Origin of the sequence: Oligosphaera ethanolica, assembly GCF_030814695.1 — a bacterium.
Taxonomy (GTDB): Bacteria; Verrucomicrobiota; Lentisphaeria; order Oligosphaerales; family Oligosphaeraceae; genus Oligosphaera; species Oligosphaera ethanolica.
Window position 1 is genome coordinate 2099460 of record NZ_JAUSVL010000001.1, and the last position, 18994, is coordinate 2118453.

At 58.8% G+C, this 18994-nt stretch carries 13 protein-coding genes; 10 read left to right on the forward strand and 3 right to left on the reverse strand.

Features of this window, described 5'->3' with window-relative positions:
* Nucleotides 1–75: 75 nt before the first annotated feature.
* The 3 genes from J3R75_RS07090 (at nt 76) to tgt (ending at nt 5206) form a co-directional block, all read left to right on the forward strand.
* The gene (locus J3R75_RS07090; protein ID WP_307260783.1) at nt 76–1731 is read left to right on the forward strand and encodes an IS1634 family transposase; all 1656 of its coding nucleotides are present in this window, start codon (nt 76–78) and stop codon (nt 1729–1731) included.
* 276 nt (nt 1732–2007) lie between these two features.
* Nucleotides 2008–3849, forward strand: coding sequence for an Hsp70 family protein (locus tag J3R75_RS07095; protein ID WP_307260784.1), 1842 nt, complete (start codon nt 2008–2010; stop codon nt 3847–3849).
* Between the two features lie 229 nt (nt 3850–4078).
* On the forward strand, nt 4079–5206 hold the full coding sequence (gene tgt / locus J3R75_RS07100; RefSeq protein WP_307260785.1) for a tRNA guanosine(34) transglycosylase Tgt: 1128 nt from the start codon (nt 4079–4081) through the stop codon (nt 5204–5206).
* A 1445-nt stretch (nt 5207–6651) separates the two neighbouring features.
* On the opposite strand, the gene J3R75_RS07105 is transcribed toward tgt, so the two are convergent.
* Nucleotides 6652–8364, reverse strand: coding sequence for a recombinase family protein (locus J3R75_RS07105; RefSeq protein ID WP_307260786.1), 1713 nt, complete (start codon nt 8362–8364; stop codon nt 6652–6654).
* 92 nt (nt 8365–8456) lie between these two features.
* On the opposite strand from J3R75_RS07105, the gene J3R75_RS07110 reads away from it, so the two are divergent.
* Both J3R75_RS07110 and J3R75_RS07115 read left to right on the forward strand, forming a co-directional pair.
* Nucleotides 8457–9098, forward strand: a complete 642-nt coding sequence (locus J3R75_RS07110; RefSeq protein WP_307260787.1) for a hypothetical protein — start codon at nt 8457–8459, stop codon at nt 9096–9098.
* Nucleotides 9099–9268: 170 nt separating this feature from the next.
* On the forward strand, nt 9269–9946 hold the full coding sequence (locus tag J3R75_RS07115) for a prepilin-type N-terminal cleavage/methylation domain-containing protein (RefSeq protein ID WP_307260788.1): 678 nt from the start codon (nt 9269–9271) through the stop codon (nt 9944–9946).
* A gap of 103 nt (nt 9947–10049) precedes the next feature.
* Here the strand turns inward: J3R75_RS07115 and J3R75_RS07120 are convergent, their stop codons facing one another.
* Nucleotides 10050–11201 (reverse strand): hypothetical protein, encoded by a 1152-nt coding sequence (locus J3R75_RS07120; RefSeq protein ID WP_307260789.1) that lies wholly within the window; start codon nt 11199–11201, stop codon nt 10050–10052.
* Nucleotides 11194–13164 carry a DUF1538 domain-containing protein gene (locus tag J3R75_RS07125; RefSeq protein ID WP_307260790.1) on the reverse strand — a complete coding sequence of 657 codons (1971 nt, stop codon included), beginning with the start codon at nt 13162–13164 and terminating at the stop codon, nt 11194–11196. Before J3R75_RS07125 ends, J3R75_RS07120 begins: the two co-directional genes overlap by 8 nt.
* A gap of 943 nt (nt 13165–14107) precedes the next feature.
* Between J3R75_RS07125 and J3R75_RS07130 the strand changes: the two genes are divergently transcribed.
* The 5 genes from J3R75_RS07130 to J3R75_RS07150 all read left to right on the forward strand — a co-directional run bounded on the left by J3R75_RS07130 (nt 14108) and on the right by J3R75_RS07150 (nt 18978).
* Nucleotides 14108–14344 carry a hypothetical protein gene (locus J3R75_RS07130; protein WP_307260791.1) on the forward strand — a complete coding sequence of 79 codons (237 nt, stop codon included), beginning with the start codon at nt 14108–14110 and terminating at the stop codon, nt 14342–14344.
* Nucleotides 14345–15385: 1041 nt separating this feature from the next.
* Nucleotides 15386–16630, forward strand: coding sequence for a beta-ketoacyl-[acyl-carrier-protein] synthase family protein (locus J3R75_RS07135; protein ID WP_307260792.1), 1245 nt, complete (start codon nt 15386–15388; stop codon nt 16628–16630).
* A gap of 43 nt (nt 16631–16673) precedes the next feature.
* Complete coding sequence (locus tag J3R75_RS07140; RefSeq protein WP_307260793.1) at nt 16674–16952, forward strand: acyl carrier protein; 279 nt, start codon at nt 16674–16676, stop codon at nt 16950–16952.
* 9 nt (nt 16953–16961) lie between these two features.
* Nucleotides 16962–17720 (forward strand): lysophospholipid acyltransferase family protein, encoded by a 759-nt coding sequence (locus J3R75_RS07145; protein ID WP_307260794.1) that lies wholly within the window; start codon nt 16962–16964, stop codon nt 17718–17720.
* Entirely contained in the window at nt 17695–18978 is a 1284-nt protein-coding gene (locus J3R75_RS07150) for a phenylacetate--CoA ligase family protein (RefSeq protein ID WP_307260795.1), read from the forward strand. The genes J3R75_RS07145 and J3R75_RS07150 overlap by 26 nt, the downstream gene beginning before the upstream one ends.
* Nucleotides 18979–18994 lie beyond the last annotated feature (16 nt).

The window sequence follows — 18994 nt, forward strand, 5'->3', positions numbered from 1 at the left end:
TTTGCTATTCATTGTTATACTATATAACTAGTTTCATCTTGTTGTTGCTTATCACTGGTTCACGGAGGCAAGACCATGGCAGATTCTGAAGGCGCAGCGCCGAAACGGCGGGTTCAGGTGATCAATGGCGTTCCGCGGGTCTATGAGGACTACCCTTACTGGGACACGGATAAAAAACAATGCCGTCATCGGCGCACATACATTGGCCGTCTGGACGAGCAAGGCGCTTTCATTCCCAGCAAGTCCTACTTGGCCGGCCAAGCATTGTCGGCTGTGGATGCGGTCAAATCGGCTGAGCGGCGTTTTTACGGCGCCGGCTACCTGTTGGATCATATCGGCAAAGTGACTGGCGTGGAGGAGGATATCGCCCAGAGCTTCCCCTCCATGAAAGATCAGATCATCTCCTTGGCCTACTTTCTGGTACAGGAGGGAGAAAGCGCCGTCTATCGTTTTCCGCGCTGGATGCTCTCCCACTGGCATCGCCTCACCCATGCCTTGGGATCACAGGGCATCAGTCGACTGTTCGGGAGTATCACCGAGGAAGCCAAGCTGGACTTCTTCCGCCTGCAGGCGAAGCGCCGCCTGGAACGGGAATACCTTGCCTATGACACGACCAGCATCTCGTCGTATTCCGAACTGATCAAGCAGGTCAAGTACGGCCACAACAAGGACGGCGAGCGCCTGCCGCAGATCAATCTGGCCATGGTGTTTGGGGAGGAGTCGGGACTCCCCGTGTACTACCGCTTGCTGCCGGGTAACATCAGCGACATCAGCACCATGGAAAACATGATTGCCGACGCGGCGTTTCTTGAGTTCGCCAAGGTGAAACTGGTCTGGGATATGGGCTTCTTCAGCGCGAGGAATGTCAACGCCCTGTATCACGCACACTACAAATTCATCGGCGGCCTGCACCCGGACACGACCCTGGCCTGCAGCAGCGTGAAAGCGGTTAGGGACAGGCTGGTTCACTACGCCAACTATATTGAGGCTGACGATGTCTATTGCATCAGCACCATGATCAACTGGGACTATGCCTGGAGCATGCGTAATGGCGGTGAAGAACGGGGAAAGCGCCGCATGTACGTCCACGTGTACTATAATGAACAGCGCGCGGCAGCGGAAAGGGCCCAGTTCAACCACGATCTGACGGAACTCAAGACCGCCGTGCAAAGTGGCAAAGCCACGGACGCGCAGCTGAAGAGGGCGCAACGGCTGCTGACCATCAAAACCACACCAGTCAAGGGAACTCGAGTCGAGTACAATGATGAGGCTATCAAGCAGCACACGAACGATTTTGGCTACTTCGTGCTGTTGTCCAATGACGTGAAAGAAGGAGACAAGGCTCTGGAGTGCTACCGGAACAAGGACCTGGTGGAAAAGACCTTCAACAATCTGAAGAACCGCCTGGATTTCAACCGTACGCTGGTCAGTTCGGTTGAAAACCTCGAAGGTAAGCTGTTCGTGGAATTTGTCGCTCTGATCTACATCTCCTACATCCACAAGGTCATGAAAAGCAGGAATCTGTACCGCAACTATTCCATCCAGAGCCTGCTGGATGAACTCGACGTCATTGAGCGTTTCGACTATCAGGGGCAACGCGCACGATACAGCGAAATCACTGAAAGACAACGGCAAATCTATGAGGCCTTCGGCATCCTGGCCCCCGATGGCAAGCCGTCCAAGACCTACAAGCCGGAGACGGCGACCGCCACCCCCGCCCCGGAGGCATAGTTATATTTCCCGGGAATCCAGGTTATGAGTCGTGAGTACTCGCCCCTGCGCTGCGCCGCCAAGGCGTCCCCATGGTCCCCGGTGTCCACTGAGCCCGGCCACAAGCTATGGCCGACCGATTACGTAAATACGGGCTGTTGGGGCGTTTGTTATGGGTAAGTATTTGAAAGATTGTTATATTAAAGGGTTTACGGCGCCCTGCCCTACTCAAAGCGAATGGTTAGGGAGTGTTGTCTGGGCTTGGGTGTGTGATAAGGATGCATAGGAGACGGCATTTTGGAAAAGAGCAGCAAACGCGTTTCGCGGTACACCGTTGGGATAGATCTAGGGACGACGAACTGCGTCTTGTCGTACATAGACAGTGAGGATATTGCTGCGGGCCTGCAGGTCTTGGCAGTACCGCAGTTGATTGCGGCTGGTGAGATCGCGGCCTTGCCGCAGTTGCCTTCTTACATCTATTTGGCGGGCGGGAGCGGTGATAGCGGGGGTTTGAACGCCCTGCCCTGGGAGAAGGCAGCGAAGGGTCATTTGGTTGGCGAGTATGCGCGGCTGATGGGCAGCCTGTCGCCGTCGCGGGTGATATCGTCCGCGAAATCGTGGCTATGTTCGAGTAGCATCGACCCACGAAGCGCCTGCTTGCCGGTTGCAGCGGAAGATCCGGCCGAGCAGTTATCACCGGTGATAGCGACGCAAATGATCTTGGAGCATCTTCGGGACGCCTGGAATTACTGTGTAGCCAAGGGCGACAAAAAGATGCGCCTGGAGAATCAGGAGCTGATCATTACGGTGCCGGCGTCTTTTGAGCCGATGGCCCGAGATTTGACGGTAGCGGCGGCGACGGCGGCGGGGCTGGCCTTCACGCTGTTGGAGGAGCCGCAGGCGGCCTTTTACGCCTGGTTGGCCGATCATGAAGACCGGTGGCGGAAGATCATCCAACCGGGTGATGTCGTATTAGTCTGCGACATTGGCGGCGGCACCAGCGACTTCAGCCTGATCATTGCCGATGACAGTGACGGCGAATTGGCCCTACAGCGGCTAGCGGTTGGCGAGCACACCCTGTTGGGTGGCGACAACATGGATTTGACGCTGGCATACGCGATTGCGGCCAAGCTACAAAAGGAAAAAGGGCTGCGCCTGACTGCGCATCAGATCAACGGCCTGGTCCATGCCTGTCGGCAAGCCAAAGAGCATTTTGGTGGTGGTGCCAAGGAGCCCTTTCCGCTCACGGTGTTAGGCCGCGGCACGGGCGTTGTCGCAGGCACCATCAGCACGACATTGAGCAGGGATGAATGGGAAGCAATGCTGCTGGACGGCTTTTTCCCGCCCTGCGACATCAGCGAGGGCCTGGCCGGCGCGGCCCAGTCGGGGCTACGCAGCATGGGCCTGCGTTACGCCGCGGACCCGGCGTTTACCCGCCATTTGGCGAACTTCCTGAATCTGCACAGCTTCCACGATGCCGAAGGGCGGCCCATTTTGCCGACGCTGGTGCTCTTCAACGGCGGCGTCGCCAAGTCGACCGCCTTTCGCGAGAAGCTGATCTCAGCGCTGACCAGCTGGCGCGGTGCTGGCGCACCCGAAATTCAGGAGCTGGCGCAGCAGGACAGCGACATGGCGGTAGCACGCGGCGCAGCGTGGCTGGGCCATGTCCGTCGCAGCGGTGGCATTCGCATCAAGGCCGGTAGCGCCCGGGCCTTCTATATCGGCGTGGAAGCGCCGATGCCGGCCGTGCCGGGCTTCACGCCGCCGCCAGAAGCACTCTGCGTTGTGAATTACGGCATGGAAGAGGGCAGTGAAGCCGACATCGCCGCCGCCGGCTTGGCACTCGTCGTCGGCGAGCCCACGCAATTCCGTTTCTACGCGAGCACCACGCGGCAGGAGGACGCCGTCGGCGAACGGCTAAGCGATTGGCAGGACGGCGAATTGACCGAATTGCCGCCATTGCAGGCGACCTTGCCCAACGACGACGACGGGAAAAAGGCCGGCGTGATGGTACCCGTCAGACTACGGGCTGTCCTGACCGACATTGGCACGGTCCAACTGTGGTGCGATGAGCTCAAGGGTAAGCGCAGTTGGAAACTCGAAGTCGATCTGCGCCGGCAGGACGAAAAAGCATCCTAACGTCCAGGTGTGACTTTAGCCGCCCGGCGGCTGACGTTTGGACGATAGCATGGCCAAGGAAGGCCCGTGCCGCGTCGAGGAAAGTCAGGCTTGGGCGACGTCGGAGCAACGCTGTGGAGCGGGCAGGGCGGCGGGGTAGGGCGGTGCCATTACTGTTACCAATAGATGACGATGATAAAGCCTGTGCGCCACATGGCAACGGGCAGCAACCAGGAAAGAACAAGCGAACATGGCTTTCTGTATAAAATGCCGCGATCCGCACAGTCGCGCCCGCCGGGGCGAACTCACGACCGCCCATGGAACGGTGCAAACCCCGGTTTTCATGCCGGTCGGTACCCAGGCGACCGTGAAAGCCATGGCGCCGAATGAACTGCGCGATATGGGCGCGGAGATCATTCTCGGCAATACCTACCATCTCAATTTGCGCCCCGGCATGGACATCATGCGCGCGGCCGGCGGCCTGCATCGCTTCATGGCCTGGGAGCGAGCGATTCTGACCGACAGCGGCGGCTTCCAGGTTTTCAGCCTGAGCAAACTCGGCAAAAAGACCACCGAAGGCGTGCATTTTCAATCGCATATCGACGGCACGCGGCTCTTCATGGGCCCCGTCGAATCCATGGCCATTCAACGCGATCTCGGATCAGACATCGCCATGGTCTTCGACGACTGCACGGCGTGGCCGGCGACCTGGGATGAAGCGCAACGGTCGCTGGATTTGACGCTGCGCTGGGCCGCGATTTGCCGCGAACAGCCGCGCGCGCCGGGCCAGCAGGTCTTTGGCATCGTCCAGGGCAGTGTCTTCCCCGATCTCCGCGAAAAGGCGGTGAAAGCCCTCTGCGAACTGGATTTTGACGGCATTGCCCTGGGCGGCGTCAGCGTTGGCGAACCCGAGGCCGAAATGGTCAAAGTGCTCCACACCTGTGCGCCGCTGCTGCCGGAGGACAAACCGCATTACCTCATGGGCGTGGGTACCCCGCGGCAGCTCATCATCGGCGTCATGAACGGCATTGACATGTTTGATTGCGTCCTGCCGACACGCATGGGCCGCAATGGCAGCGCCTATGTCCCTACCGGCACCCTGCCCATCAAAGCCGCAGTGTACAAAGAAGACTTCACGCCCATCCAGGATGGCTGCGGCTGCTATGCCTGCCGGCATTTCACCAGGGCCTACATCCGCCACCTGCTCAATACCAACGAAATCCTCGGCGCCAGGCTGATGACCACCCATAACCTCTTCTTCTTCCTCGACCTCATGCGGCAAGCCCGTGAACACCTCGAAAAAGGCGATTTCCAGCCCTTCGCCGAGGAAATCCTCCGCCTCTACCCCGAAGCCATGGGCAAGGACGACGAGGAATAAGACTGCCGAGGAACAACGACGTCGATGGCGGTTTACCCAGGGCGACGCGCCTGCCAGCGAATGCCAGCGAATGCCAGCGAATGCCGGCGAATGCCAGCGGATGCCGGCGAATGCTGCCGGCGGATGTATTTGCGCCGTAGGCGCTTAACCATGCTTAACCCCAGGCTTTAGCCTGGGGACGCAGCCCCCCAAAGGACAGTGCCTCGTAGAGGCACCACAGTTCACGCGCCGGCGCTTGTCACCGCTTGCCGTTGAATTGCCATCGATTGCGGTCTATATCCGGCGGATGTATTTGCGCCGTAGGCGCTTAACCATGCTTAACCCCAGGCTTTAGCCTGGGGACGCAGCCTGCCAACAGACAGTGCCTCGTAGAGGCACCACTGTTTTGCTTATCAATGACTGAGCGATTACCGGCTAAGCGTAATCGGTCACCCATTGAGAACGAACGTCCAGACATGTCGCGACGTCAACCCCGGGTAAGTAAGTGAGTTCCATTGCCTCTTTGGCCCCAGTCAGCTGCGCCGACTGGGGCCAAAGAGGCCGAGGAACACGGACGTAGTCGCCGTTGTACCCAGGGCGACGCTCCGCCTTCGGTGTCGCTTGCCCTGGGCTATCATAGATCGCGCTTTCAGCGCTCAAATGCCAACAGGATGATGGTTTGCGGCTGGGCGATCAAAAATGACGCAGGGACAACAGATATCAATGGCTCCTATGAAACCTGCTGCCGCAATCGGTCAGCCATTGATATCGGATGCACGAAATGCCCCCTCGCCGGTGCGGTGAGACTAGACGTGCTAGCCAATGTGGCGCCCTCCAGGCGCAATTCCAAGTTGTTGCCACACCCCTGGTTGCGGCGCCCTCCGGGCGCCTCACCAGGGGTTATGCATGGTACGGCCCTCCGGGCCGAACTTGGCCGATCAGACGACTTGCTTTGTCCGATTCGGGTCGAAAACCTCCATCATTTAATATCCATGTTTCTGCGCCGTAGGCGCTTAACCATGCTTAACCCCAGGCTTTAGCCTGGGGACGCAGCCCCCCAAAGGACAGTGCCTCGTAGAGGCACGACAGTTTTCGAGCCATCGCCTGATTGCGGGCGGGTGCCGTCGAGCGCCGTCGAGCGCCGTCGGATGCTATCGATTGCCGGTGCCATTTGGCCGCTGTCGCCGGGCAAATGAAGCGAATGTCCATGCGATTGGCGTAAACGTCCATTATTATTCAGCTCTATGAAGGTGAATATTCTACGTGTTGGGTAACAAGACGATAGAAATTCTTGTTCACTAGCAACTGGGTAATGGGCAACTAAATAAAGGACAGCGCCATGAAACATCGGACTTTCACGTTGATTGAGCTCCTGGTAGGTTCCTGCCGCAAGTTTTAGTGTTTAAGCGTTCGTTGCATGCCTAAGAGCCGCGTTGCGGCTCTTTTTTTTGCTTTTTTTCTTCGTCCTACCGCTGGGCGTAAATTTTCATTACTTCCAGGTCTACCACCAAATTTTTATTAGCATGTTTTCCATAGACGTAGGTGACATTGATTTTGGTTTTTCGGATGTCACGTTTGAAGCCATCGACAGGGATGATTTTGTAGGTGAATCTCGGAAAATTACGGAATTTCCCCTTCATGAAGCGTTCGAGGGTGAAATCGCCATAGACGGTTTTCAGCTCAAGGTGATCATTAAAACAGTCAATGCGCGTTACGGCTCCGCGGAGGAGTTCCTCAAAGACGTGGTCTTCCAGTCTATCAGCCATGAGGTCATCAATTTTCAAGAGGAACTGCCGTGCTCTTTCCTCGACCTTGTTCTGGCTGGCGCAGGCATTTTCTATCTGCGCGATTTCCTTTTTGGTCTTGAGTATTTTGCCGTTCAGCAGCGCCTCAACCTTCTGAAAACTTGCCAGAGACAGCTCGCCGGCGCCATAGGCAGAGGCGGCGGCGTCCAGGCGCGACACACACGCGACGAGGTCGGTTTTGAGCTTTTCCAGCTCATGTCCTTTCATTCTCATGACGTCATGCTGTTCAATTTCTTTATAGAGGGCCAGTGCCAGTAGGGGAGCCACGCTGGCCTTCAGACCGACGAACTCATCCGAGTGTCTGATGAGATTGATGGTGACTCGCGCTGAACGGCAATTGGCGTCAGTATTGATGTTGGCGCCTCGGAAGCAGTGATAAAACTCCTTGTTGCCGTCCTGCCCGACGATCATCTTCGCGCCGCAGTAGCCACAATGCAGTAGATGCGAAAAGGGATGCGGCAGGCTTTTTCTCCTCTGCGGCTCCGCACGACGCCGGCTCATAATGCGTTGGACTTTCTCCCAGGTTTCGTACGTTATTATTTCTTTCCCCTGCATTTGCTTGGCCTTGATCAGGGCGCCCTGCGTATCGTACATGTAGCCACAGTAGAAAGGCTGCGAAGCGATATGCCGGAAGGACGAGTCATAGAAGCCCTTCCCCGCACAGCGCCCGGCAAATCGGCTGTTCATCTGGCGAACGATCTGGTTGTAGGGCTTCAGCAAGATGATTTGGTCGAAGACGAAGCGGATGACCTCCACGCACTCGGGAATCACTTCAACCGCCCGATCCTTACCACCAAGGTAGCGGATGCCGTACATTTTGGGCCCAGTGGCATAGTAGCCGTCGTCCTTCAATTTGCTCATCGCGGCTTTTGACTTTTCGCTGGTCAACTTGATCTGATTGTCGTTGACATGGGACTTGATAGTGGTCACCAGGCTGTCTGAAAAGTCCGACGGATTACTCTCACCCTCCTTGAGGGTCAGAAGCTTGACGCTGTTCGCAATAAGCTGATTGTCAACGTAATTCTGCAGATAGCTGCGCTGGATGGGACGGTAAAGTCGCGTCGTATCGTAGACAATGACATAATCAATTCTTGACAGCTGCTCCAGAACTTGACGCAAGCCGGGGCGATACTTTTTTTCGGCCGTGTTTTTCCGGTACCAATCCTGAAAGACGCTGTCCTGATCGGCAATACTCTCTGCACCAGATGGATAGAGGCGGCCCGATGCATTTGCGTCGTTATACGTGGCGATGACCTCAATTTTGCGTTTCCTTGCCAACTCCATGCATTTCTCAATCTGCATGGCAATCGATTCGCTTTCTTCTTCCTTGCCACTGGACTGACGGGCATAGATCACTGCGTTGACTTTTGACATGGTCGGCACTCCTGAAAAAAGGGAATTACTCAGACGAATAAAGCTCCCTGTATATAATATATATTCGCTAAAATTCAAGGTAGGAACCAGTTGTGATTGCCATCATCGCGATATTAGCGGCGATGCTCCTGCCGGCGTTGAGCAAAGCTCGGGACAAAGCTCGGAGCATTTCCTGCACGAGTATTATGAAGCAGATGGGCACGGCGTCGGTCATGTACACTGGCGACAACCATGATTGGTGGCCGCCAGTCAATACCCTACCAGACAATTGGACGTGGTGCAACATGGATGCCTATCGCAGCTACCTGGGCGTGCCATTGGTGGCCGTGACGGGAAATTACAATTTTCCTAAGAACATGCTCTGCCCAAATTCCCGCGGCTCGCGTGCAAGCGGCACTTGGGGAAGTATTACTCTGTCCTACGGCGTGTGCTACTCCGGCCTGAACACTGGCACGTGGGTGGCGCCGGGGTTCCATCTGACCGAAATCACCCGGCCCTCCGAGCGCCTGTCCTACACGGACAGCCTGGATCGGCTCCTGTGGAGCTGGAACGCACTTTCCGGCAACGGCTATATCATTCTTGGCGGCGAGGACTTAGTACCAGCCGGCAAAGGCACGGTAGCCTATCGTCATAACGACTGCATTAACGCGGTTTTCTTCGATGGGCACGTCGAGCCCCTGCATTACCGTAGACTGCTTACTGATTCGGCTGTGCGCACACCGCGTGCGAAATAAAGGCGGCTGGCGGCACTGCCGTCACACATCACATCTTCACTTGGCCCCGGATCATCTAGTCCGGGGCCTTTTTTGTGTGCCACTATTGTTTTCTATGTTACGATTGTGTATAATCATTGACACCCGCAGTTAACCCGTCACAGCACCTAACAAAGAAAGCGTTGCAGGCTATGAAAAAAGTCTTTACGTTGATTGAGTTACTCGTTGTAATAGCAATTATAGCGATATTGGCGGCGATGCTCCTGCCGGCCTTAAGCAAAGCACGGGACAAAGCCCGGAGCATCTCCTGCACGAACATCATGAAGCAGATGGGCACGGCATCCATCATGTACGCTGGTGACTACAGTGATCGCTGGGTACCGGTGGTCACGCCGACGGTGTATGACAACAATCCTTTCCGCAGTTATCTGGGCGTACCAGAAGTGGCTGTTACGGGTACCGGCGGGCGCTTTCCGCCAAATATGCTTTGCCCGAGTTCCCGCGGCGCGCGTTCTCTGAATACGGCCGGCTACGGCTATTTTGGTTCCTCTTACGGCGTTACCTATCAAGGCTTACATAGCGGCACTTGGGTAGAAACCGGCTATGTGCTGACGGCAATTCCAAAGCCTTCCGAACGCCTGGCCTACGCCGACGGCCTGGATTGGCTGCTCTATAACTGGGACCCCTATACAGCCAGCAAGGGCTATATCGCTATTGGCGGTGACGTGTCAACTGTCGGCGGCGTCGGCACGGTGGCTTATCGACATAATGATTGCGTCAACGCGACGTTCTTCGACGGCCACGTCGAGCCACTGCACTATCGCCGCCTGCGCATCGATGGCGCTGTACGTGGCGATCCAAGGAAGTAAGCGGTCCTTCGTAGGGATATGGCAGTATGTGTCTTCACACAGCCCCGGGGCATCAGCTCCGGGGCTGTTTTTATGCTGGGGCGCCAGGCCCGCCGCATATTTGTCAAGACGACTGGGCGCCGCCGCGGCGGAAGAAGCGCGATGCCTCGGCGCGGTAGGAGAAGGAGAAGTCCACGGGCTCGACGTCCAGCGACTCCAAGGTGACGCCGATGTCGTCCTGCGCGGTAGTCAGGGCGTTAAGAATGTCCTTGCTCTGCGCACTGCGGACAACGAAGGTGCAGCGTTCGCAGGCGCCGCCGGGGGCATCGCCGAGGCTGATTTGCTGGAGGCGCGCGCTGGTAGCGGCGCCCGCACCGGCGGCGATGGCTACATCCGCATACTTGCCGGCGAATTCCTCTTGACAGATGAGGGTGATCTTTTCGCTGCGGGATTGCAGACTGAAGCCACTGTCGGGGTCAAGCACGGGGAAACGCCGGCGCCAAGCGGTGCTTTTTTCGAGTCGGTCAATGGCAGCGACGACCTGCTCGATGGTGGCGGCATGCTGCTGCGGACCGACGAGAAGACTGGTGTCGAGGATACCGGCAGCGACAGGACTGCAGTAGATGAAGCCGCGGCCGGGCCGGTTCAGACGGCCTTTTTCGATCAGCATGCGCATCAGGCCCTCGGCGTCCCAAGCGGGCACCAACAGGCGGATGACCTCTTTCTCGGCGGGCACGGTAATGCGCAGGAGGCCCAGGCGGTCGCGCAAGCCCGTGCCGGCACCGAGGGTGACGACGGGCACGCCGGTGCCGAGCTCCAGGGCCACGCGCGCCAGCTCTTCGCCGGTGCCGCTAATGGATGTAATGCAGGTGATGAGGGCCAAGTCGCGCAGCAGTCCCGGTGGGTAGTCATCTTGGTCAACAATGGGCGCCGCCGCCGTCAGGGGATTCTGGAAGAACGAGCGGCATTCCTGGGTGAAGATGGTGCCATGTCCGGGCTGATTGATCTGCAGGGCACTAGCCAGGCGTTGCACGACGGGCTCGGAGAGCTCGGGTGGCACACTGAAGTGGATGACGTCAATCGGGCTGTCTTCCAAACGCTCGCTAAAGCCCGGGAGGCCAAAGGGCCGACCGCGCCGACGACGACGAACGCAGCGGCCGCTTTCGACGAACACCGAGCGCAAGCCGATGTTGCCCAGTTGTTCCATGGCGCCATGGTTGCGCTCGCGGCGAATGGCGCAGGTCACGCGGTGTATGGTCTGCAGCTGCTCACTCATGGTCATTTGCTCCTTCTGCCGCGCGGGCGAAGGTCCGTTCCCGCAGGCGAATGGCCACGCCAAAGAGCATGACAGTGAGGATCGGATAAACCGATGCCATGGCGAGAATGCCGAAGCCATCAGCAATATGGAGTTGTTCTCCCAGGCCCAGGCCCATGGCCAGCACCAGCGGCACGGTGATGGCGCCGGTGGTGACGCCGCCGCAGTCCCAGGCGATACCAGCGAAATCATCGTCGCTGGCGATAGTTAGCGGGAACAGCAGCAGGTAGGGCGGCAAGAGCATCCAAGTCATGGGGATGTTGTAGAGAATGCGGATGACGCCCACAATCAGCCCGATGCCGACGCCGATGGACACGGCGCGGATGATGGCCACGCTTTTGACTGTGCCAACAGTCAGGTCTTCCACCGTGCGTCCCAGGGCTTTCAAGGCCGGCTCGGCGATGGTCGAGCCGTAGCCCATGCCGAAAGCGAAAAGGAGGATGAGCAGCAGACCAATGCGCGTGAGTTCCGGATGCAGCAGCGGCGATGTCCTGACATGATGCGTGTAGACGCGTTCGGCCTCGTTGTACCAGTCGGGGTTGAAGGTGAGCGCCTGGACCTTTTGGCCGTCAAGGAGCTGAAAGACCTTGACGCTACCGCCATCCCGGCTGACGGCTGGGAAGAGAATCGCCGGATCGAAGTCCTTAATGACGATCTGGCCCTTTTCGACCGTGGTATCGCGATAGACCTGCGGTAGCCGGGCGCCGACTTCATTGCCGAGGGGGCTCAGGCCCACGCGAATGCCGATGCCGAGCAGGCACATGCCAAGCAGGCAGAAGGCAATGCCAAGGAGGACTTCGTCAAGAAAGCGCGGGCGGTCACGAAGCAACAGGATAAGGATCAACGCCAGAAAGACCGTCAACGGCAGGACCGCGCGCGCAGCATGCCCGAACTCCTCCCGCAGCAGCCCCAAGGGCGTGATGCCGGCGGCCGGCACAATCGGTTTTCCGGCGTCGATCGCGCCACCTGCATTGACTTTGCTGACAGCGTCCGTTTCAGCAAACTGAGAACGGCTACTGGCACTGCCCATGCGCATGGCATAGGCGCGCAGCGCGTCGTCGCCACCGAGGAGCGCCACCGCTTGCGGCCGCATGGCCGGCGAGAAGAATTCCTCTTCGCTGCATGGTTGCGGCACATGGGAGAGGAGCAGCGCACCGAGCAGCAGGACGGTCAACACGGGCAGGGCAGAAGCGAGGGCGACGGTGCCAAAGCTATCGGCAGCGCTTTCACTGCGACCGGATGAACGGGAGATGCCAATGCCCAGGGCCAACATCAGCGGCACCGTCACCGGGCCGGTGGTAACGGCGCCGGCGTCCCAGGCCAGGCCGAGCACGGCCGCCAAATTGCTGGAATGCGCAGCCAGAACCGTCAACGGCAAAGCCAGCGTCATGACGCCCAGAATGATCGGCTTGATGGAAAAGCCCAGATAAAAGCGCATCAGGCCAATAGCCGCCGCGATGCCGACGCCGATGGCAATAGCGCTGATCAACCACTCCGGACGCTGCTGCAGCAGAAAATACAACAAGGGCGCATCCCAAGCGCAAATCGTGCTGCCGACGGCCCGCAGGGCCGCCACCGCCGGTTCCGCGAAGGTCGCTCCGGCACCGATACAAAAGCCGATGGGGATGATAATCTTCAGACCGCCATGGGAGGTCAGCTGTATGCCCACACGCTGAGCCAGCGGCATCAGCCCGAGTATCAACCCCTCCAAAAACAGTGCCAGGCCCACCACTACCAGCGCAATGCCACCCGCTATCACCAGTGCCTGCGCCGGTGCCCGACCAAACACCAGCATCTGAAAAGCCACGAGGTAAATGACAATAAACGCTACGGATTTGAGCTGCTCGCGCAAGCGCGACGACAAATAGTCGCCAATCAACCGCAAAACAGTGGACGGCGGGAGTGATATTTTATTCTTGACCATGATGTTTACAGAAAAAAAAACGCCAAACAACAACCGGAAAACGCTAGGGAGGACATGACTGCAAAAAGATGCGCGCGCAGCGTGACTTATTCTGCTTCGCAATTGGGCTTTTGCAAGACGGCAGGGGAGAAGTTTCTGGCACGGAGAGGGTACGCTGTCTAGCCAGGATAGGCGGTGGGGAGACGGGCGTGGCGACAGGACGCCGGGAGACGAGCCAGTTACGGTCGGCGGGGATGGCGAGGACGGTTTGATGAGCCGTCTCGCCGGTGCGGGCGAGACGCCCGCACCACGCCGCGAGACGAGCGTCGTGAGGAGAACGGGGAAGTCCTGACGACACCAAGCAGCCAATCTAAACAAATAATCTGCGGCAATCTGCGGCAATCTGCGGATAAAAAAACGACGACTGCCGCCGGGACGGCGGCGATCCCAGGATGCATACCGCCGGGACGGCGGCGATCCCAGGATGCATACCGCCGGGACGGCGGCGGTCCCAGGATGCATGCCGCCGGGACGGCTAAAGTAATCGGTCAGTGTACACCCCGGCGCTTCGCTGGGACAATTTGCAGGAAACCCACGGCCCGCCGCCGCCCAGCCATCCGACCTTGATTTCCGCCGACCTTTGCGGCAGCGGGTTTCATAGGAGTCATTGATATTGGATGCCCGACATGCCGCTGACGTCAACCCCAGGCAAGCTAGTGAGTTCCATTGCCCCTTTGGCCCCAGTCAGCTTCGCCGACTGGGGCCAAAGGGGCCGAGGAACACGAGCGTAGAGGGCGCGCTACCCAGGGCGGCGCGCGCCTTCGGCGCCGCTTGCCCTGGGCTGGTATGTTTCGCGCTTTCAGCGCTTCTGCCGCTTCGCGGCGGAATGCACGACGAGAAAAGGTTGCTTGGTTGAACAAGTGCCATGGATACCGTTAAATGAAGAGCAGCGGGTTTCATAGGAGTGTACACCCCGGCGCTTCGCTGGGACAATTTGCAGGAAACCCACGGCCAGTCGCCGCCCAGCCATCCGACCTTGATTTCCGCCGACCTTTGCGGCAGCGGGTTTCATAGGAGTAACCACCCCGGTGGGGAAAACACCGGGGACAATTTGCAGGAAACCCACGGCCAGTCGCCGCCCAGCCATCCGACCTTGATTTCCGCCGACCTTTGCGGCAGCGTGTTTCATAGGAGTCATTGATATTGGATGCCCGACATGCCGCTGACGTCAACCCCAGGCAAGCTAGTGAGTTCCATTGCCCCTTTGGCCCCAGTCAGCTTCGCCGACTGGGGCCAAAGGGGCCGAGGAACACGAGCGTAGAGGGCGCGCTACCCAGGGCGGCGCGCGCCTTCGGCGCCGCTTGCCCTGGGCTGGTATGTTTCGCGCTTTCAGCGCTTCTGCCGCTTCGCGGCGGAAATGCACGACGAGAAAAGGCTGCTTGGTTGAAACAACAAGTGCCATGGATACCGTTAAATGCAGAGCATCGGTTTCATAGGAGTCATTGATACTGTATGCCAGTCATGCCTCACTCTGGCGAGGTGGGATGCGTCGTTCCGGGCGAATGTGGCGCCCTCCGGGCGCAATTCCAGGTTGTTGTCACACCCCTGGTTGCGGCGCCCTCCGGGCGCCTCACCAGGGGTTATGCATGGTACGGCCCTCCGGGCCGAACTTGGCCGATCTGACGACGGTGTTCGTGCTTCTTAGCGTCGCGTGGATACGGCCCTCCGGGCCGAACTTGGCCGATCTGACGACGGTGTTCGTGCTTCTTAGCGTCGCGTGGATACGGCCCTGCGGGCCGAACTTGGCCGATCTGACGACGGTGTTCGTGCTTCTTAGCGTCGCGTGGGTACGGCCCTCCGGGCCGAACTTGGCCGATCTGACGACTTGCGTTGTCTGATTCGGGCCGAAAGCCACCTTTATTCAATCCCCATGTTTTTGCGCCGTAGGCGCTTAACCATGCTTAACCCCAGGCTTTAGCCTGGGGACGCAGCCTGCCAACAGACAGTGCCTCGTAGAGGCACCACTGTTTTGCTTATCAATGACTGAGCGATTACCGGCTAAGCCGTGATTCGAGACGGCGCTGCTTGAGAAGAGCTTCTCTTTGCATTATCTTAGAGTGTTTTTTTGTGTCTTTTCGTGCTGAGAGATTTGGCACAAACAAGCTAGTGGGCCTGTTGCGCGCATACTGCTTGTCGCCTGGTGGATGACGGTTTGTGGCAAGCAACTGATTGGTCTTCATTCATGAAAAGAAGAATAGTGGTTACCGGTGCCGGAGTCACCAGTTCACTGGGGTATACGCCAGCAGAATTATATCAGTCACTGCTTGCGGGCAAGAGTGCGGTACGGCTGATGCCCGAATGGCAGGGGCTGGTGCCGGTCGGATCGGACCACGTCAGCGCGGCACCGGTGGCGATATCACCGGAAAAAAGCAAAAGCATCAAGAGGCACTATCGCCGTTCCATGGGCAATGCGGCCCTGTTTGCCACGCTGGCGGCGCAGCAGGCCGTTGTCGAGAGCGGCTTGGCAGCCGAGATTCTCGGCAATGGTCGGGCCGGCTGCATCATCAGCTCCACCATCGGCAGTTCCTCTGAGGTCTATGAATCGACCAAGGCGGTCATTGAGCATCGCTTCAATGACCTGTCGGCTTGTCAGTTTTTCCGCATCGTGTCGCATTCATCGGCGTTCAATGTGGCCAATTTTTTCGGTATCAACGGTGTGCAGTTGTCGCCGTGTTCGGCTTGTGCGTCGTCCCTGCAGTCCATTGGCCTGGCCTACGAGCAGATATTGGCGGGCCGTCAGGAGCTGTTTTTGGCAGGCGGGTCAGACGAAGTGACGCCGATTGTGCTGGGGTCATTCCGGCATCTGTATGCGCTGGCGGACAGTGACGAGCTCCCGCCGGAGGAATTATCGCGGCCCTTTGATGCCCGGCGTTGCGGCCTGGTCTGCGGCGAAGGCGCCGGCATTTTGGTCGTCGAGGAATACGAGCACGCCCGGCGGCGTCAGGCGCCGGTGCTGGCTGAGATCATCGGTTATGCGACCAACTGCACGGGCACGCAGATCAGCCAGTCTGACAGCGCGTCCATTGAAGCGTGCATGCGCCTGGCCCTGGCGGATGCGCAGATTGCGCCCGACGATGTCGATTACGTCAGTGCTCACGCCACCAGCACGGTCGCCGGTGACCGAGAAGAAGCGGCGGCAATTCGGGCCGTTTTTGGCGATCGGGTGCCGGTTTCAAGTGTGAAGGGCCAGCTCGGGCACACTCTTGGCGCCTCTGGCGGGATTGAAACTGCGGCGGTGCTGGCGATGATGCGCCATGGCGTGATCCTGCCCAACGCCAATCTCGCGGCGGTGGCCGAGGACTGCGCCGGGCTGGACTTGCCGGCGGCGCCGCGGCAACAGCCGGTCCGAACCGTGGTGAAAAACTGCATTGCCTTTGGCGGGGTCAATGCCACACTGATAATGCGTAGCGCTGAAGCGGGAGCATGAGCCGGCCGGGGCGCGCGCTGAGCTGGCGAGGAAAGGACTTGTGATGACGCGGGACAGACTTATTGAGTTGATCAACCAGATATTTGTCGACCAATTTGAACTTGAGCCGGAGGAATTGACTCCGGAAAAGCGCATTTTTGAAGACTTTGCGTTGGACAGCCTGGATATTGTTGATTTGATCACCGGCCTACAGCGGAAATTTGGCATCTCACTGCGTGACAACAAGGATGTGCAGCAGATCCGGACCCTGCAGGACATCTATGACTTAGTGGAGAAGCTGGCCCGTGACAACCCTGATTTGATTGCCAAACTGCCGGAATAATGCACAAGCATGTGGCTGTCCATACTCATCTATAGCCTGCTGGTTCTTTCATCGCTGCTTTTCTGCCTGATATTTGGCCTGCCCTACCTGCTGTCCTTGGCGCTTCCGGAGCGCCTGCGGGGCCGGGTGATCCGTTATATCATTTTGGTATACGGGCGCATGATTGTCTATGTTGCGATGCGGCCCTGCATTCGCGTCCGTTTCGAGGATTTGTCGGGCGGCCAGCGCCGTCCCGGCATCTACGTTTTCAACCACCGCTCGTCATCCGACCCCTTTCTGGTGTCCGTACTCGGCGAAGAGATAGTCCAGATTGTCAATGGCTGGCCGATGCGCCTGAAATTCTACGGTTATTTCGCCCGTCTCGGCGAGTACATTGACTCGACGGCGGGGGATTACGCGTCTTTCGCGGCGCAGATCAGAATGCTGAATGAGCGGGGCGTATCGATTGTGGCCTTTCCGGAAGGCACCCGCTCTGGCGGGCGGCACATGAACGCCTTCCGCAGCGGCATTTTTCACCTGGCGCGGGAATTGCGCCTGCCGATCTATCCCGGCTGCATTGCCGGCAACGAAGAGATGCCGACGCGGCGGTTCAAGTTCAAGAAAAGCGGTACGATCATGGTGCGGCTGTTGCCGCCCATCTTGCCGGCCGAGCAAGATCAGTTCCCCAGCGCCTACGCATTGAAAATAGCCGTGCACCGCCGCATCAGGCAGGAAACGGCGAAGATGGACAAGGAGTTGGACGATGCCGTCATTCAGCCTGGAAAATGACTTGTCCCTGCAATCGGCGGCGACGATCCGCACTGAGCAGGAGCGGCTGCTGAACGAGCATGTGGCCTACTGCCGGCGGCATTCGCCCTATTATCGCCGACTGCTGGCGGGGCTACCGGAGCGCGCCTTGCGGCTGGAAGAGCTGCCGTTGCTGCCCTTGACCAGCAAGGGCGATCTCGCGGAGCATAACGACGATTTCATTGCCGCGCCGCAGCGTGCGATTGCCGACATCTGTTTTACCAGTGGCACGACGGGCCGTCCCTGCCGGATTGCCTACACGACGTCGGACCTGGAGCGCCTGGCCTACAATGACGCCCGCGGCTTTCTGGCCGCCGGCTTGAGCGCTGACGACACCGTACTGATGACCTGCACGATGGACCGCTGTTTCATTGCTGGGCTGGCCTATTACCTGGGCGTGGTCAAGATTGGCGCCGCGGCTGTGCGCAACGGCCTGACCAGCATGGAAAGCCACGCGGAGATCATCCGCGATGGCCAGATCACGGCGATCGTCGGCGTGCCGTCCTTTTTGGCCAAGCTCGGGCACTATCTGCAGGATAAAGGCATTGACGCCAGCGGCATCCGCCACCTGATCTGCATTGGTGAGCCGCTGCGGACCCGCGCGATGGGCCTGACGCCGCTGGGCGAGAAGCTGGAGTCATATTGGCCCGGGGCGGTGTACTCGACCTACGCATCATCGGAAATCGTCACCAGCTTTACCGAATGCGCCGGTCGCTGCGGCGGGCATCCCCCGGCCGACCTGGCGCTGGTCGAGATACTGGACGACGCGGGGCAGCCGCTGCCGCCGGGGCGGGAGGGCGAAGTGACGGTGACGCCCTTGCAGGTCACCGGCATGCCCCTCCTACGTTTTCGCACCGGCGACATCAGTTTCCAGCTGGCGGCTGACTGCCCCTGTGGCCGTCGCACGCTCCGCCTGGGGCCCATTCTCGGCCGCAAAGCGCAGATGCTCAAAGTGCGGGGAACGACCTTGTTTCCCAGCGCCTTTTTTCATGTACTCGATCAAATTGACGGCGTCGACAATTACTACCTGGAAGTGTCAGGCCAGGCTCTGTCGGACGAAATTGACCTGTATATCTCCTTCCATGCCGGGGATATGGACAGCCTGCGCATCGAGGACGCGCTTTTCGCCAGCACCCGCCTGCACGTCAATCTGCACAGCGTGTCCTGCACGGAAGCGCGGCAGAAAGTCTTCGGCAGCTCCAGGAAGCCCGTGCGTTTCTTCGATCTGCGCCAGCCCTAAGCCCCCCCGGAGCCGT